At 59.7% G+C, this 18,116-nt stretch carries 8 protein-coding genes; 2 read left to right on the top strand and 6 right to left on the bottom strand.

Annotation, left to right across the window (positions count from 1 at the left end; all coding sequences use genetic code 11):
- Nucleotides 1–110: 110 nt before the first annotated feature.
- Together istA and istB are read left to right on the top strand one after the other, a co-directional pair.
- On the top strand, nt 111–1,631 hold the full coding sequence (gene istA / locus EBBID32_RS10395; protein WP_032490240.1) for an IS21-like element ISRsp3 family transposase: 1,521 nt from the start codon (nt 111–113) through the stop codon (nt 1,629–1,631).
- Nucleotides 1,621–2,400: an IS21-like element ISRsp3 family helper ATPase IstB gene (istB, locus tag EBBID32_RS10390; protein WP_006955904.1), complete on the top strand. Its 780-nt coding sequence runs from the start codon at nt 1,621–1,623 to the stop codon at nt 2,398–2,400. The genes istA and istB overlap by 11 nt, the downstream gene beginning before the upstream one ends.
- Before the next feature lie 83 nt (nt 2,401–2,483).
- On the opposite strand, the gene EBBID32_RS10385 is transcribed toward istB, so the two are convergent.
- From EBBID32_RS10385 to zorA, 6 genes are all read right to left on the bottom strand, one after another.
- A complete protein-coding gene (locus EBBID32_RS10385; RefSeq protein WP_231382163.1) occupies nt 2,484–7,133 on the bottom strand; it encodes a DEAD/DEAH box helicase in 4,650 nt (1,549 codons plus the stop codon).
- Complete coding sequence (locus tag EBBID32_RS10380; RefSeq protein WP_006955899.1) at nt 7,123–10,419, bottom strand: STY4851/ECs_5259 family protein; 3,297 nt, start codon at nt 10,417–10,419, stop codon at nt 7,123–7,125. Before EBBID32_RS10380 ends, EBBID32_RS10385 begins: the two co-directional genes overlap by 11 nt.
- A 109-nt stretch (nt 10,420–10,528) precedes the next feature.
- Nucleotides 10,529–14,284: a DEAD/DEAH box helicase gene (locus EBBID32_RS10375; protein ID WP_006955897.1), complete on the bottom strand. Its 3,756-nt coding sequence runs from the start codon at nt 14,282–14,284 to the stop codon at nt 10,529–10,531.
- Entirely contained in the window at nt 14,278–15,684 is a 1,407-nt protein-coding gene (locus EBBID32_RS10370; RefSeq protein ID WP_006955895.1) for an EH signature domain-containing protein, read from the bottom strand. Before EBBID32_RS10370 ends, EBBID32_RS10375 begins: the two co-directional genes overlap by 7 nt.
- Nucleotides 15,681–16,358 (bottom strand): OmpA/MotB family protein, encoded by a 678-nt coding sequence (locus EBBID32_RS10365; RefSeq protein ID WP_231382162.1) that lies wholly within the window; start codon nt 16,356–16,358, stop codon nt 15,681–15,683. Before EBBID32_RS10365 ends, EBBID32_RS10370 begins: the two co-directional genes overlap by 4 nt.
- 50 nt (nt 16,359–16,408) lie before the next feature.
- The coding region (zorA, locus tag EBBID32_RS10360; RefSeq protein ID WP_037490060.1) for an anti-phage ZorAB system protein ZorA at nt 16,409–18,116 on the bottom strand (1,708 nt) is incomplete at its 5' end.

The following is an 18,116-nucleotide window of genomic DNA, read 5'->3' as shown; positions in this document are numbered from 1 at the left end:
TGTTGAGTTGCACTGAGAAGTGACCCGGGAGGGTTATAAGTTTTCACTGAGAATTGACCCATGTTTTCCTCGCCCCTGGCTGACAGTCAGGAGGCATCGGAGTGATCGACATGGACCTACTCAGTGTGATCCGCCGCTGGCATTTTCGGCAAGGCATCCCCATTCGCGAGATCCGGCGGCGGACTGGATTATCGCGCAACACGATCCGCAAATATCTGCGCGATGACGCGGTGGAGCCGACGTTCAAGGTTCCCAAACGGCCGAGCAAGCTTGATCAGTTTGCAGAAAAACTGACGACGTGGCTGCGGGTGGAATCTGGCAAGTCGCGCAAACAGAAGCGAACAGCCAAGCAGCTACATGCAGATCTGGTTAAGCTGGGCTACGAGGGATCATACAGCCGTGTTGCCGCCTTCGCCCGCTCGTGGAAGACCGAACGCCAATATGAAAAGCAAACCAGTGGGCGCGGCACATTCGTACCGCTGATCTTCCAGCCCGGTGAGGCCTTTCAGTTCGATTGGAGTGAAGATTACGCCCTTCTGAATGGCCGGCCTACCAAGCTGCAGGTGGCCCATACCAAGCTCTCCCACAGTCGGGCGTTCATCACGCGAGCCTATCTGCTGCAAACGCACGAGATGTTGTTCGACGCACTGACGCAGGCCTTCCGGGTGCTGGGCGGCGTGCCTCAGCGTGGAATATTCGACAATATGAAGACGGCTGTAGACCGGATCGGCCAGGGCAAAGTCCGACAGGTCAATGCGCGGTTCGCTGCCATGGCCAGCCACTACCTGTTCGAAACGGATTTTTGCAATCCGGCCTCAGGCTGGGAGAAAGGTCAGGTCGAGAAAAACGTTCAGGATGCGCGTCGACGGTTATGGCAGCCAATGCCCAACTTCCCAGATCTTGATGCCCTCAATGCCTGGTTGGAAGAGCGGTGCATCGCACAATGGGGAGAAATCCAGCATGGCGTCCTCCCCGGCACAGTTGCCGATGTGCACGCCGTTGAGATTATCAGCCTGATGCCGATGGGGCGGGCCTTCGATGGCTTTGTCGAACATACCAAGCGCGTGTCGCCGACCTGCCTGATCGCGTTCGAGCGCAATCGCTATAGCGTTCCTGCATCCTTTGCGAACCGGCCAGTGAGCCTGCGGGTCTATCCTGATCGGTTGGTCATCGCGGCCGAGGGGCAAATCTTGTGCGAGCACAACCGGATTATCGACCGTTCTCACCAGAAGCCGGGGCAGACGATCTATGACTGGCGGCACTATCTGGCAGTTGTTCAGCGCAAGCCTGGCGCTTTGCGCAATGGGGCGCCATTCCTCGAAATGCCCGAAGCCTTCCGGCAACTGCAGGGGCATCTGCTCAAGCGGCTCGGTGGTGACAGGGAGATGGTCGAAATCCTCGCCCTTGTTCTACAGCATAACGAACAGGCTGTGCTCAGCGCCGTCGAACTGGCCCTCGAAGCTGGGGTGCCGACCAAAACCCACATCCTCAATGTTCTGCACCGCCTGATCGATGGCAAGGCTCCACCGGCATCCCCAATCGATGCCCCGCAGGCCCTGCGCCTCGCCCAGGAGCCTGTTGCCGATGTCGAACGCTACGACACGCTGAGGGCGTTACGCCATGCGTCATGATCCGGCCAGCGCCGCTGTGGTTGTCATGCTACGTGGCCTCAAAATGTATGGCATGGCGCAAGCCGCTGGTGATCTGATCGAGCAGGGCGCGCCAGCCTTTGATGCTGCCGTTCCGATCCTCTCACAGCTTCTCAAGGCGGAGATGTCCGAGCGGGAGGTCAGGTCCATTGCTTACCAGATCAAGGCAGCCCGGTTCCCGGCCTACAAGGATCTGGCAGGCTTCGACTTTGCCGTCAGTGAGGTCAACGAGGCGCTCGTGCGTCAACTTCACCGTGGTGACTTTATGGATAGCGCCGACAACGTCGTACTGATCGGCGGACCAGGCACCGGCAAAAGCCACATCGCGACGGCTTTGGGCGTCCAGGCGGTTGAGCATCACCGCAAAAAGATCCGCTTCTTCTCCACCGTCGATCTGGTCAATGCGTTGGAGCAGGAAAAGGCCGCAAACAGAGCGGGCCAGTTGGCCGAGCGTCTGTTGCGCCTCGACCTCGTCATCCTTGATGAGCTGGGATATCTACCCTTCAGCCCTTCAGGCGGGGCCATGCTGTTCCATCTGCTCAGCAAACTCTATGAGCGGACCAGCGTTGTTATCACCACCAACCTGAGCTTCAGCGAGTGGTCCAGTATCTTTGGCGATGCCAAAATGACCACCGCCCTGCTGGATCGCCTCACGCATCATTGCCATATCCTTGAAACCGGCAATGACAGCTTCCGCTTCAGAGCCAGTTCCGCCGCCCCAAAATCCAGAAAGGACAAATCACCCGCTTGACCCTGCTCGTCGCAGGCAGCACATCATCCACGCCCACCCGGGTCACTTCTCAATGAAAATCCCGGGTCACTTCTCAGTGCAACTCAACACGAAGGTGTCTTGCGGCCCAACTGGCCATCCCTCGCAGCTACAGCGATTCCCAGTTCACGCGGCTCAATCCCGAGCCAGCGAGCGAGACTTTCCCGCAATGCGGCCCCGAGCGCCCAGGCAGCACCGTCGTTTTCAAGCCCTGGCACTTGGATCTCGACCACGTCGGTCAGAACCTCGTGTCCCAGTGCCAAGGGGCGCGTAATCGCGTATCCCTGATCATTGCCCGGACAGCGATCGATCGCCTTCTTGTCGCGCGGCGTAAGCGGCCAGTGATCCTTGAGAGCATCTGTACCCGCTTCTCCGGCTCGTCCGCACTCGAGGCAGATCTCGTAGCCCTTGTCGTTTGGTCCGCGCGAATGGTGGTAGATGTAACCATCGTGCGAAGCACGGATACGCCCACTTTCCGGCTGCAGAAGGGGCTGCCACAAGGCGGCTCCGACGCTGACCTTTGGTGACTTGGGCTCGATGTAGACCGCCTGGTCGGTGTCGGCATGGGGCTGCGCGTTCCAGTCAACCCTGAAACCGGCGGGCTCGAGGAATTGCTCCGTCTTGACGTTCGGATCGCCGCAATGGTCGCAACGCTCAGGCATTTGATGATCGGAGCCGGCCCCGCCGCATTGATCGCACCACCAAGCCCAGCGCAAGTTTTGCGGCTCGCGCTGGCCGCTATCAATCGGGCTCAACCAATTGAGCGTTACGCCGGCCGACTTCCAGACGAGGCCATCAACCACAACCTCGGCACCAGGAGCATATTCACGGATTGCAATGTCGGCATTGCGAGTTGGGCATTCATAGCGGCGATCTCGCGTACCCTCCTCGTCCGAGCGATGGCGATCCTGCGCCTTCTGGGTTTCAGCGCACAAGGTATCGAAGGGAACAACGGCGGTAGGAAACCCGCTTCCCGGGATCAGTGAACGATTTGCCAGCTCCTTGAGCAGAAACTCCTTGCACAGGCGCCGGGCCTGGAACTCGATTGCCTTCTTTGCAGGACCTTCCAGCGCATCTGCATCGTCCTTCAGGCGCTGCCAGGTCCGTCGGAAGCTTGCGGCCTCCTGTTCGAACATCACAGCCGTGTGCTCACGGATCGCGGTGTCGAATTCGAGACCAGTACCCTTCAGCAGGCGTTTGAGCCCAGCGTCTGTGTTTGCAGCAGTAGTGGGCAGTCGAACCCATTCGCAGAAGGCGTCCACGGGCGGCAGCCCTTCGAAAGGTCGAAGGTCGGCGCGGCAGCCGAAGAAGTCGCCCGTCTTGGTCCGGGCGAACTCGCCATCCACCTCTCGGAACCATTGGGCGAGCAGATAGGCATTCGCGTGGCGCAGAGCGATCCGGTCCGAATCCAGAGACACGCGCGGCGATGCGAGCTTGCGGGCAAGGTAGCTGGCCGGATCGGCGAACGTTTCCAGATCGAGCGGGGTGTTGCGTGCAAGCGTCAGGCTCGTCGAAAACCCTTGGCCCCGTCGTCCCGCTCGACCGGCGCGCTGGTTATAGTTGGCAATCGAGGGCGGAACATTGGTCATCAGGACCGCCTCAATCGAGCCAATATCGACGCCCATTTCCATCGTCGTCGAGCAGGCAAGGAGGTTGATGTCGCCTTGCTTGAACTGCTCCTCGAAGTCCCGGAGGCGATGCGGAGGCTGCTGCGCGCTATGCTCTTCAGCACGCAGATAAGGGGTCGCAAGCGCTGCCTGATCATGGAGGTGAGTCCATAGATGCAGGCCGCGTAGGGACCGCACCAGCTCATTGTCACCCAGCCAGTTGACCAACCTTTGCTTGGTCTCGGAATTGAGCGGCCGGGTATGCGGCAGCTTCGGGAATTCGACTTCCGCGACCACCTTGCCGTCGAACCTTCCGGTTCCCGTGGTGACAAGGTTTGGCGAACGGCCGAACACGAGCCGGGGCAACACCCGCCGCGTAAGCGGGCATTGCCAGGCTTTCGTCACGGCCTCGATCTCTGCGGCCTTCTCCAAACGCAAACTGTATGTTCCGCCGACACCGGTGAGAAGCGGCGCCATGTGTTCCCACGCTGTGCGAAGGAGTTGATTGATTTCGTGGCGATCGCGCGGCTCCGAGATATCCAAACCCAGGGCGGTAGCAAGAAGGAGGACGGAGTCTGGCTGGCGGCCCTTCGTGTTGACCGAGGGCCAAATGAGATCTCGCTTCGCTCCGGGCGGCTGGTCGGGACCAATAACGTTCCTCGGTCGGGCCCTACCGGGCATCCAACGAGCATCCGCGTCATCGACGTCCAGCGCGAACTGACCTCGCAAATAGTCAACCATGAAGTACAGGAAGTCGCGCCAGTCCTCGATTGAGTAACCTTTTGCTGCAACGGCCTCAGGCAGCTTTTCTTTGCCGATCCGCTCGATATCGGGGAAACACAAGCGTGCAAGACCCAGCGTTTCCATGGCGTTGGCGTTACGCGGTCTGCGCGCAAGTTCACGCAGCATCATGAAGCGCGCGAGAGCTTCGCGATTGTCATGATAGCGCTCGCTGCGATCAAGGTCCCAGACCTTGGCCATCATGCCAATCGTCGGCTCCGAGGCCAGCGCCGATACCAGTTCCTTCCAAGCAATGCCGGCTGCGCCGACCCCGTTAAGCTCGGCGTCGATCTTGGCGATGTCGTCCTTGAACGAAGGCATTTCATCGACGAGGCTCGCGAGCTTTGCACGCTTCTGGATTAGTTCCTGCCGCTTTTCCTCCGGGAGGTCGCTGCCTTGCGCCGCCTTCTGCACCGCATGGTAGATGAACCCGCGAACAAATCCGCGCTCACCGTTGGTCTCGATATTGGCGGCAAACCGGGCTGTGCCCTGTCGGCTATCGGAGAAGCTGATGAGCTGGCGACCATCGAAAGGCAAAGCATGCTCTGCGTGGTGCGGTGAAACACCCTCCAGGAGGATTGGCGCTGCATTCTGGGTCAGAAACGGCGTGCCAAAACGGAAAGACAGCATCGCAGGCCTTCCGTGGCGCTTGTTGCTGAGGCACGTAGGGCAGCGACCCTCGTTCAATTGAGTCAGCTGGAATTGGCCCGCGCCATCGTTCAATTCGCCGCTGATGACGTCAAATCCAACAGGCGTCGATTGGGACTGCACATTGATAGCGATCAGACGCGGATGCCCGATGCCATCAGGTTGCCGCTCTTCCTCCTCGTCATCCTCATCCTCATGGTCGCGATCGCGGTAGCTGTTTTCGCGAAACTCGTCGGTGTCTTGATCGCTTCGCCGCGGCAAGACCCTGTCACCCAGATCGTCCGCAGGCAGGAACGGCTCGCCACAATCCGGGCAGCTCTGGATCTCAAACACAAGCGACTGGCAGTGCGGGCAACTGTCTTTCTGATCAAACAGGACGGGGCCAAACGGCCAGCCCTCCGGCCGTGTGCCTCCAGTGCAGTCCGAGCTAATGCAGGTCCACAGGCCAGGAATCGCGCGCGTGAAACTGTGCGCGCGCATCGGCAGGACCGGTCTCGCCTCGTTGGCATTGTGCGCAGACAGGTCGAGTAGGATCTTTTCGGCAGACGTCGTCACAGACGACAGCGACGAGATGGTCTGCGGCTTTTCTTCGAGCATCTCGGCTACCACGCGGGCCGCCGGATCGTCTGATGCGGTCAGCACCTTCGAAAGGTCCACCGGTTGCGGCTTGCCGATCACAACATGGGTGCGATCGAGAGGAACGCCGGCGATATCGGAGAGAAACCTCTGGAGCGAAGCAACCGCCTCCGCGTCATCCGCCGACCCTATCGTGGCTGAGGTTGCCACAAATCGGACCTGATCGGGCGTCACATCGAACGCATTCATGACGCGTCGGAGCAACAGGGACAGCTCCGCAGCGGCTGAACCGATGTAGCTGTGCGCCTCGTCGATCACGATCCAACGCAGCTTGCCCCGAGATGCATCGAGTATCTGACGGTCCTCACGACGGATCGTCATGTACTCCAGCATCGTCTGGTTCGTGACGAGGATGGGTGGCGGATTTGCGCGAAGGGTTTCACGGTAGAGAACCTGATGCGGGATTTCGTGCTCGGCCTTGTCGCGGCTTGATTTCCGCGCCGTTCCCATCAGCCCATTGTAGAGTCCGAAGCGTACATCGCCGGTCAGCGGTTTCGTCCAGGCCGTGAGACGCTTCTCCTGGCTCGCGATCAGCGCATTGAGCGGATACAGCATGAGGGCCCTCACGCCCGTCAGCTGGCCCTCTGCTTCAGACGCGCGGACCAGGTCATCGAGCAGCGGCACGAGGAAACACTCGGTTTTGCCAGAACCGGTTCCACTGGAGACCAACACGGATTGAGGGTCGGCACTGCTCAGCAGCTCCCAAGTGCTCAGCTGGTGGGCGTAAGCCGGATAGTCGAACCGCAATTCCTTATCCGGCGTTTGCGTGATCGCTTGAATCGTGCGGGGATGGAGCAGCGAGGCTAGTTCATCAGGGCTTTTGCCGGACGAAACATAGCCCGGCGCGGCCTGAAAGAGCTGTTCCGACAGCAGAGCACCCTTTGAGGGATCGGTGCTGGCAAGATTGTGGCGAAGGAAAGCGTTCAGACCCTCATGCCTGATGCCTGCCCGCGACACGACCGCTTCTGCGAGGCCGGCCCGCAAGCGCCGATGGACATCCATCGGCGACAGACGAGCAGGCTGGGGCATATTGTTAGCGGTCATTCTTAAGCTCCGTGAGGGCGTAGCCATAGGCCTTGGCAAAGTATGCAGGATGACGTCGCTCGACGTCTTTCACCGTGAGAATCTGTCCCTTGTCGAGTGTGATCCGCCCCATTGCCGCCAAGGCTGCCACAAACGGTGCATCAAAGACCCGCATGAGGGATTCGAGGAAATTTTCCTTTGGGAGCAGATCGTGGAAGGAGGGACGGAAAGGGTTGAAGCCGCCAGCGTCCGTGCTGATGCCCTCGCTGGTATGGTCGGTGAAGTGACTGCGCACGTCCTCCCAGGTCGCCGGCGAAAAATCGCGACAAATCAGCGGGGCCAGCTGCGGTGCGCGCGCTGCGATTTCATTCTGGCGCTCAGTGAGCCTCGTTAACGCCCATTGGGGATCGTCCAGCCGGGTAACGAGATAGTATCCTTGGGCCTGGAAAGCAGCATCCCATGCGCCGTAAGGCAAAAGGGTCCAGCTCGAACAAAGCCCGTCGAACAATTCGAGAATGGTCGACAAGTGCTGCTCTTCACAGCGGTACAGCAACAGGGGAGCAAGGGCACCGGCGTGTACCAGTTTGCTGAATATCTCGAATGTCTGTGGTGGGAGCCCGTTGAGCGACAAGGCCAGCTTCATGACGACCTGGATCGTCTGACTGGCCTCGGCCGTCGTCGGATCATGAGCTATTTCGCCGACGAGGGACTGCAGGTCCTCTTGCGCCTGAACGAATGGCTGGGCCATGGCCCGGCCAAGTCGATGCTGCGGAACTTCGTGATCCGGATCGCCTGAAACAAATTTGGGCCGAGTGAGGACGCGGGAGCCCTCGCGGAGATAGACAAGCCAATCACCATTGAGGCGCGGCAAGTGAATCAGCTGGCCTCCAAGGCCACTCTGCAGACCGTCGTAACTGCCAAATTCGAGCTCTTTCTCGGGAGCCCCAAGGGAGCGGCCGCACACCCGAACATCCTCACCGACTATCGCGGTTCTCGGACGGAGCCCTCCGTTTGGCTCCCACTCGAGGGTGTTTCCAAACTCCGTGACATACCAGTGGTCATTGCTCCCGTTGTGAAAATCGAGCCTGACCTGAGCGTCGATGCCAAGGGGGCGCATCAGGGCTGCAATATCCGTTCGCAGTGCCGACAGGCCAAGTTCCCCATCGATTCGCCAGTCGGCGTCTAGCGCAGCACCCGCATGATGGGCCACTTCACCCATCAGGATCGAAGTCGAGGGGACGCGTGCCACTGTGTCACGCAGATCGGCAAGGCCAAGAACTGCGTCGCGCGGGAGGAGGTCTCCGCCCCATGTTGTGAGCCATTCCTTCGATTGGAGCGGAACCTTCAGGTCGAATGCAGAAGCCTGAGCGGGAGCCAGGCGTAAGGTCAGCAAGGCTCGGCGCGGTGGATCAATCCTGATCCTCCAGCTGTGCTGCGAACTGGGCGTTTCCTCGCCGAGCACAGCGTCCCAGTCCCAACCGCTCAGTTCAATATCGGCATAGGTCCCGTTGCTCCGCTGTGTCAGCTCAAAAGCAGCGGGCAATACGAACGCAGTCAGTCGATCGCGCACATGGCCTGTTGATCCATCGAGCCAAGCGAATTCACACAACCCTGGCCCCGCAGCGGCCAAGTCCTCAGACCAGCTACGTTGACCCGCAAACCGCCAACGAACCTCTCCCCGGGATGCGACCCGGTGAGAAAGGCCATCTGACACCTGAGCATGGAGCGGGTGCTTGAAGAGCTGATCGCCGTCAGGCGAATGCACTCCGGAAACTGAATTGGCCACGATCGAGAGACGGTCTTTGCGGTCCGCACTCTGCCCGGTTCGGACAAGGAAGCTGTCACCATTGCTCTTCTGAGCCATGATTGTGCCCGCGCACCGATAAAGACGGCGCCCTGGAGCGAAGGCAAAATCTTCGAGCTCGATCTCGGCGTTGCCGTCCTTTCCTCGGACCGACCAGTCCTGTGGAACATCGATCAGAACAGGCTCCGCTTTGTAGGCGCCGGAGCCTTGGCCGATGAGAGCAAAGGCTGTGTGCTGGGCATTTGTGCTGCGCCGTTCAAATACGCGCAGCCCACTGCTCACCGGCTTCCCTCCGGGCAGCATGAAGCTGCGCGCCAGCCGATCTCCGCGTGCGTGAAATTCGGCCGTAACCGGAAGGTCGAATGGAAACTCGATTGCAGCTTCGCTCCGCATCGGTCTTGCGATCCAGCGGTTGGCGTCTTCGTGCTCAAGATATGCAAGCCTGCCGGAGATGCGGTCTGCCAAGCCATCGGAGGGCTGGAGGAATACGCGAACGTGATTGCCGGGCGAAAGCAGCTGATCCTTATCATCCCATCGTCCGTCGAGATGGAAATCGAGGCATTCACGCCATTCTTCGCCATGTTGGGAAATCAGCCGACCAACGCGAATGCTCCCGCTGCTGGAGAGTTTTTTGGCTTCCAGCAGCGTATCGATCAGACCCGCCGCCGCCCCGTCCAAGGTCATTGGCAATTCATCGCGCCAGTCCTCGTAGGCCTGGTCAAGGCGCGCCGAGTACGGACGACCGTCGGCGGGTACTTCCTTGTCAGCGAATGCCCGCAACTCCACAATTTTGAGCGCCAGCTCGCCGCAGATCGCGTACATTTCCTGGCTGCGCCAGATTGTCGGCAGCAGGTATTCGTTGCGCTCACAGGTGGCGACTGCTGTGCCGATGTCCTGCGCGTCTGAGCCTAGAAGCTCGCCAACAGCCCGTTCGAGAAACTTTCTTGGCCAGCTTGCTCCGCTCGCCATCGCGGCGGCCGGGAATCCGCCCTGACGCGCCAGGTTGGATAGCCGTTGATTGCCGTGGGCCGTAATAAACGGCTCGATACCCCAGGCGCGAAACCCCTGGTCGGCCAGATCACGCCATTCACCTTGCGAAAGCCGCAGCCCGAGTACCGTCTCAATGTCAGACCAGCGTTGGACGCCGCCCTGATATGATCGCCGAAACCAGTCTGCGGCCCACAGCACAAAGGCTGGTGCCAGTGATGGACGTTGCCAGTCAGACGGGAGGCCGGAAGATAACTTCTTCTCCATGCGCTCGAACATTCCGGGCGCAAGCTTGTAGCGGTAAAGCGGCAGGCCGGTTGGCCGAGGCAAGCCCAGTTCGGCGCTTGCTTTGCCCAAGGGATGAGGACCCGTATCTGCGGCTCTGGCCAGCTGGATCGCCCGGATCACCAGAAGACGCGAACCACCTGTCGCCTGAATTGCGTCCGCAATCTTGCGCAGCTGAGCAGGATCGTTGCGCGCAGCTTCGATTTCAGCCTTGAAATCGCGTTCCTGCATTGCTGAATCGCCCCCTGTAACTGCATTATCGCCCGGTAACGGGCGTTACCCACCGTGCGCTAACCATCAATGAACATTACTTTATAATCAATGATGGAGGACGAGACTTTCAGTGCATCAGAGACGAACTTGGTGAAGCTCTATCGTAAAAAGCATTGACTACACAGGACCAGCGGGCGCTCATGACCCCGTCGATACCTCGCCCCAAATCCCAGATGACAGAGTCCCCGTTGGCGAGCCGGGCTTTAACGAAACGATCGTGCAGGTCTCCGACGGATCGGCGTGACTTTTGCGCCAGGTGCAACTGCACCGATGCCAGCATGCGGTTCCATCGATCTTCGAGATCTTTGCGTTGATCGTTAGTGCTTTCGGGTTCCCGCGTCTGAACCGAGTCCGCATCGAAGGTCACAACATGTACGGCGGCGATTTGTGAAGCGAGCTGACCAAAGCGACTGATGAAGCTGATGAGTCGTCCCCGCGCTTGCCCATCAGCGCAGCAGTACGGATCCTGAATCTCAAGCAGTGCGATTTTCGCATCCCGGACGTGCTGCTCAAAAATGGTCCAGTCTCTCTGCCCATATTGTTCGAAGACCACGCGCTGAACGTGGGAAGCCCGTGCTTCTGCCGCTTCAACGGGAGTTCGCACCGAGAGAATCGGGCGACGAACCAGCGGGCCGTCCAACGGCGCTGAGACGACCTCGTCGGCTGTGTCCTCTGATGGCGCGCTTCTGTCCTCAGTCGGACCAGGCGTTGCCGCTTCCTCAGGCGCGGGCGGCAAGGATTCGCTCGCTGCGAATTTGGGCGTCTCATCACTGACCTGGGGCTCTGTCGCAGCGAGGCGTTCAATGCTGTAACTAGCCTGCTCCCGGGCAGTTTGGGGCTCCGTTTCGGGCGTTATGGCGGATTGATCTTGTCGCTCGGCCCGCTTCCCGTCGAGCACGTCTGCAAGCAAGTCCTCAACATCCCGCTCGCTCTCGGGCGGCATCAGCAGGCCACGGCTCAGTGAGCGCTTGCGCTCCATGAGGGCATCGAGACGCTGATCGAAGCTCGACGGACCGATCGCCTCATCGGGATGGATAGCCATCGGAATGTGGATCGTGACCGGACGTGTCTGACCGATACGGTAGGCGCGGTCGGTGGCTTGGTCCTCGACAGCTGGGTTCCACCAGCGCGAGAGATGGATCACATTGTTGGCGGCGGTGATGGTGAGTCCAACACCCCCTGCCTTGGGAGACAGAATTAGTACGTCAAAGGCGGACGCTGAGCTCTGGAATGCGTTCACCATCTCCTGGCGCTTATGACCTGCCACCTTGCCGCTGATGCACATCGGCCTGTGCTTGAGGTCGAAGCGCTCCTGGATAGCCATGGCCAAAAAGGCCTGCATTTCCAGATCTTCGCAAAACAGCAGTGCCTTCTCGCCGCGCTGTTTAACGTCCTCGAGAATCTCGAACGTCTTCTTCAAGCGCGCCGACTGGGAAACGTAGGCGTCAATATCCGTGACGCCGCGCGGCGCCAACGGATGGAGCGATGTCCCGCGCAGCATGTGCAGTACTTTGAGCATCGCGCCTTGCTCGCCGCTTTCACGAAGCGCGCGCGCTCTAGCGAGCACGAGATCATAGGCCTGCGCCTGGGCAGGTGGCATTTCGACCGCGTATTTGCGCGCTGTTTTCTCGGGCAGACCGGTGAGGATCTCGTCTTTCATGCGCCTGAGCATGAAGGGTGGGAACTCGTCGTCACGCTCGACCAAGCGTTGCTGCAGGTCTTCAAGGCCTGCCAGATCGTTCGCCGGATAGCTGCTTTCGAACTCCCGGCTCGATCCGAGGAACCCAGGGTAGACCGTATCGGCAATCGACCAGAGATCCTGAAGTCGGTTCTCGACTGGCGTGCCGGTCATGGCAATTTGCAGGCGACCATTGAGCGCCTTGGCTGCCCGGGTCATTTGGCTGGCCGGGTTCTTAAGCTTCTGGATCTCGTCGTATACGATCGCATCAAACGGAATGCGCGCAAAGCTCATGTGATAGTCGCGCATCGTTTCGTACGTCGTGAGAACGATTCCTGCGTCTTCCCACTCGCCGGCATCCAGCCGTGAGGTGCCCCCGCGAATGTCGCTTCCAGCCTCCAGCCGGTAGCTGCGCAAGTTTGTCCCAAAGGCTTCAATCACGGGCCCGATCAGGCCAGCCTCTACGTGTTGAGCCAGTTCTGCTTGCCAATTCTTAAGCAGGCCGGTTGGCGCAACGATCAGCACTGGTTTGGGGTGGGCCGAGTTGGATCTTAGCCAGAGCAGGAACATGAGCGCCTGGAATGTCTTGCCCAGGCCCATATCGTCGGCGAGGAGGACGCCAGGCAACCTGCGCTCCCATGCTTCAGTCAGCCAGGCAAACGCTTCGCGTTGGTGAGGCTTTGGCTCGGATTTCAGACCTTGCGGAAGGGCCGGAACCTGAAATGCCTCTGGAGCGGACTTCGGCCGAGGCAGACGCGCATAATCGAGTTGCTCGAAATTCTCCCCGACCTGCAGAAAGAAGATGTCGACCGGTTCACGTTCATCCTCAGATCGCGATTGGTCTCCTGTCTCCGCTGCGATTTGTCGCTCAAGATCGGCAATTCCGCGTGTTGCCTGAAGGGTAGCTGGGGTGGCGGGGATGCTTTCGTCGCGCCAAGCGACGGTTTCGTCTCCCGCCTTGATCGCAGTCTCAAGATCGCCAGCGAGAATCTCAGCGTCACCGGGAGCCAAGGCAATGTGTCGTGCATCGGGAGGATCACCAATCCTCAGGCCGAAGCTTTCGGGCAGCCAGCTGTTGGACTTCGGCTTGATCCAAGGCAGGACCGGTTTTTGCCAGACCTCGATCCCGCTAACACGTTCGGAAAACTGTTGCGTCTCGATAAAAAGCCGGTCGGCCGCTTCGTCATCGCCGGTAGCATCGAGTTTCAGCTCTTCGCGCAAAACCCGCTGGGGAGAGCGAAGGAACTCGCGCTTTTCCTGCGAACTGCCGGCCTGCTTGGTCCGAACGATGTCGAGGGCCTTACCCAGCAAGGGGTCGAGGAACAGCAGCGTTCCGTCGGAAAGGAGGTAACTACGCCGCCCCCCTTCCTGGCTCCGAAATCTGCGCTGGAAATGCAGGGTATCCTGCGGGGTCAGCAAGGAGGCTTCATTTTCATCGACGAGGTCACCCTCCGTCGTTTCGCCCACATGTCTTGAAAAGAGGACCGGGTCAAAGTCGAAGCGACCATGATCGGTCTTTGCATTCAACGAGAAGTTTGCAGCGTAGGCAATGCGAATGCGTTCCAGAAACCCGTCGGCTTCGATGCCGGCCCCGAGCTTATCGCCCAGTAGTTCACGAAGCTCGGCAAAGGCTGCTCTTCGTTCGTCGGCGTCACTGGCTGCCTTCACCGCTTGTGCAGCCAGGAAGACGGAAAATACGGGCTCTGGAATGCGGCTGACGCGGCCTCCTTCTCGCACACGAACGCCAAGAATATCAGCACGGACCGGCGCGCCGCCGCGGCGCATCCACTTCGGATTGACCGTGATGGATCCTTCGGCGAGCGATCCGCTCGAGTTCAGCTGTAGTGTCAGAGGCGTGGCGGGCGGCAAGCCGAGGGCAAAAGCATCGGCCTCGTCGAGTTGGGCGGCAATGTGAGGGGGAAGGACAACCCCTCCGTCCTCTTCAACAATTTGCCCTTCCTGATCGAACGAGCGTGCGAGCGCCAAGGCTGCTTGCCCTGCTTCGGGAGCAACCTTGGGCCATTCCGAGTATGGCACCGTTTCGCTTGACGCCCGTTTGAACAGCCCGCCCGGCCGCTCACGCAACAGTGTGATCGCCTCGCTGCCATCGCTCTGTTGGGTTGCGACGAATTTGGTGCTTACCATCGATCGTTCCAGTTCCGCCCACGGCCTTTCCCAAACCGCGGGTGCAAGATTGATGTCCGGCGATTAATTATCCCCGCAAACTTGCCTTCCCAACCCGGGCTTGCAGGCACGTGAGATTCATACTCGAAGTCTGTCCGACCGGCCGTGGTCCGCAGTTTTCCGCCGTCATATATCTTTGCGTAAAGCTTCGGAGCATTCGGATCGCTATCACTCCAAAAGCGGCATGACCCGTTGTCGCTCCACTCGGAAATCCTGAGATCGCCAATCTGCATGATGATTGAGGAAGATGAGGCTGGGCCGCCTCGAATAATTCCATATTCCGGGCGTTCGCCGCTTTGTCTGATGAGATACTCGATTTGGTTGCGGGCCCGGACACCCAAGGCAGGCCATGCATCACTGACAAGGCCGTCGTCGAGGTAGGCCATCCAGAACTTTTCACGTTGCGCCCATTGATCGGGCCGATCGGTAGTCTTGGCGATAGCCCGGAAGAATTCGCGCATTGCGACTTCGGTAAGCCAGCGTTTGAAGACCTGTGTGACTGTAATTGCGCGTTCTTCGCCAATGCTCTCGGCCAGAGACCGAACGATCCTGTCCCAGCGGGGCCGCTGAAGACGGGGATCACCGACCTGATCAAGGAGAAATTCGGAAATCGCCTTACGATGCTCAGGCTCGGGCTTCTCCTTGACCCAAGGTTCCAGCAGCGCGCGCACGACGAGCTCAATCTGGCCTGCCAGGGCCTCCCTATCAAAGAGCCTCAGCAGGCTGCGCTGCGCCGGGACTGCCTTGCTCGGCGGCAACTCTGCTGTCGCTACGCAAAATCTGGCGAACGTTGCCTGCCCAAAGCCGCTCGCCGCTAGATTTGCTCCCAACCCAACTTCCCGCATCAGCTGGAAGACCTGGTCATCGTCGCGCGCGAGTAAATCCTGTGCCACCCGTGTAGGGCCTTGCGAGGGCGCAAATAACTCCCAGTGCTGGGCCCTCTCTCGCCATGCCCACTCATGTCGCAGGGCAGCACTCGAGGCAGCCTCTGCAAGCTTGCCCATGATAGGCCGGTCCACCGGAAAATAGGTGAGGTAGCCATCGATCATTGCTTGATCGGAACTGCGCCGCTGTTCCTCGACAGCACGGTCGAGAGCAGTATATCCCAACTCGTCGAACTCTGGATCGCACCATGCACCGCGCAGAACCCGGTTGAGTTGGAAACGCGGGAGCGCCTCGGCGCCATTCTCGGCCGCACTGCGCAAAAAAGGCTTCAATTCGACAACTGGCTCCGCCTCACCGATGCTCGCATCAAGTTTGGCGAGTTGTCGCTGTAATTCGGGTTGCGTTGTCGGAGGCTTGGCAAGCCCGGCGGACGCAAGTGCGTCCATACGATCGATTGCCGCGCGCAGGACGCTCATCGCTCCTGCCTCAAGATATCCTTGTCCAGCCCCGCGCTGGGTGTGGTCATCAGGAACCGCAAGTCGATCCGTCGATTACGCTTTTTCGCCGCCTCGCTATCACCTTGCGCGATAGGGCGGTCCGGTCCGTAGCCGCTCAGGCCTAGGATCGGCGCAGAACCTGGTTGCCCTGCTGGCTTGTTGAGGAACCCTCGCAAGGCCGGCTGATTGAACTGAAGCATGGTGAACGTCGTTTCGGCTCTTCGAACCGAAAGGCCATAGTTGTTCATCCCGCCATACATAGCGTCAGAATCAGTGTGCCCTTCAACAAAGACGGCGTCGATCAGGTGCTTTGAGCGTTCCTCTTTGCAGAGGTTTGACGTGGTATAGCAGGGGAGAACCTCGACCATCGCGCTGGCAACCTTGCTGATCGCGGCTTGCCCTCTGTCGCTCAGCTCCCATCGCCCTTTGTCGAACAGCACGTCATCAGGCAGGCGGAGCACACCTGTCTTCGTGTCAATTTCGACCTGCAGGCCTTTGTCCTTCAAAGACTGCTGCAGGTCGTTTAGGATCTCTGCCCGGGTTCGGTTGGCGCCAGTCAGCTCCTCGGTCTTCGACTGCAAATTCAATGCAAAGTAAGCCAGTAGGATGATAAAAATGAGAAGGAGGCCAACCATCATGTCCGTCATGGACATGAAGTAGCTTTCGCCTTCTTCAGGGGGTCTCCTGCGAACGGCGCCTTCCATTATTCAGCAGCTTCCCGATTTTGGTTCGCAAGAATTCCGGCCAGTTCCTCGACCGTGTCGCGCAGGGTCGTCAGTGGCTCAAGTGCACCTGCAAGCTGGGCAACACCTTCGCCCAGTGTGCGATCGATTTGGCCAACACGTTCATTGAGGTTCGTAGCGTGGCTGCCCGCTGCATCAGTGATTTTTTCGAGCGCCGCTCCGAGTGAGCGATCGACCTCCTCAAAGCGGGCCCGGTATTCAGACCAGGCCGACGAGGCTGCTGTTGCCGTCTGATTCAGCGATGCGGCGAGCTCGCGCATTTCATCCCGGGCGCTCTCGGAAGACTGCGCGTTCTTGGCGACGACAGCCTCGACCGATTTGACAGCTTCGGCGATTGACAGGGCAGACTGACGGACAGGAGCGGCAGCTGCCTCGACATCATTGGCGACCGTGCCGAATGCCGTTGCCAGATCGCCTGAACGGGCGGCGACCTGCTCGATGGCCCGTGCATGGTCACCAATCGCCGTCTGGGCCGAAGATAGCCGATCAGCTGAAACAGAGATCGCACTTCCGGCATCTTTCATGCTGGCTACAAGCGGAGTGCCTGCTCCATTGAAGCGCTCCACGAATTCGGAGAAGGACTTCTCCATCGCTTCCTGGCCGATCCTTGCCGCATTATTTGCAGCGTTGGAGGAGGCTTCCCCGAGCTGCGAGGCCGCGGTCGCCAAGCCAACTTTCATATCGTCCAGCGTTGTGCCGAGGCTGGAGAGCAGTTCATCCATTCTCTGGCGGGCAAGTGCGCTCGCTTGTTCATTTTCCTCGCGCATCCGGTCGGCGATCACGCCAAAGTTGCGATTAAGGTCACCGAACGCAGTGCGCATCTCTTCGGAGGCTTGCCCAAACCGACGCACCGCCTCCTCGATCTGTCGGTCCGCTTCTCCTGTCTGTTTCTCAAGCCGCTCAGACATGGTGGCCATCGACACGGTCATTGCCCCGATCGCATCGGCAAGGCCCGCCATCTCGGCGCCGGCGCTCGAAGCGATGGCATCACGGACAGCTTCTCCGCCGCCACCACTGATCTTGTCGATGCCTTGCTGGATCGAGCCTAGATGGGTGATCATCGGGGCCATTTGCTTTTCGAGAGCGCCATCAAGCGCTGCAGCCAGCTGCTCGGAGAAAGTCCTGAGGGCGGGGGTTTGTTCCTTCAGCTGCTCCAGCTGATCGCTCGCAATACGCTGCGGCGGCAGATAGGCCATGCCATGCTCAAGCTTGTCGCAGAGCATGGAGAGGCCGTCATTGATCCGCTTACCGAACCGGTAATCGTAAGAACGCAGGACGATGGACGCCACGATGCCGCCCACTGAGGCCCAAAACTTTGCGCCGGCGACCTTCATCAGTTCATTGAGGCGCTCCTGCATCGCATCGACCCCACCGCTGAAATCCAGGGTCGACAGGGCAGCAATGATGCCAAGGAACGTGATCAGCAGGCCGATGGCGATAAAGATGTTCGCAAACCAGTTGAGCCCGCGGTGACTGTCTCCGAGATTTACGAAGAAGTGCTCAGGGCGGGCCGAATTCTGGAGGACATCCGCAGACGGATCGACGATTGTTTCTCGAAACTCCTCCCAGGTCCGCCGCAGTGGGAGCGCCTCGGGGTGACCTACCTCCATCATTTGCTCATCGACTTCATTGAATCGGCGGGCGAAGGCAAGCCGGGCAGAATCGATG

Origin of the sequence: Sphingobium indicum BiD32 (assembly GCF_000382885.1) — a bacterium.
Lineage (GTDB): Bacteria > Pseudomonadota > Alphaproteobacteria > Sphingomonadales > Sphingomonadaceae > Sphingobium > Sphingobium japonicum_C.
This window is presented reverse-complemented; position numbering and strand designations above follow the sequence as displayed.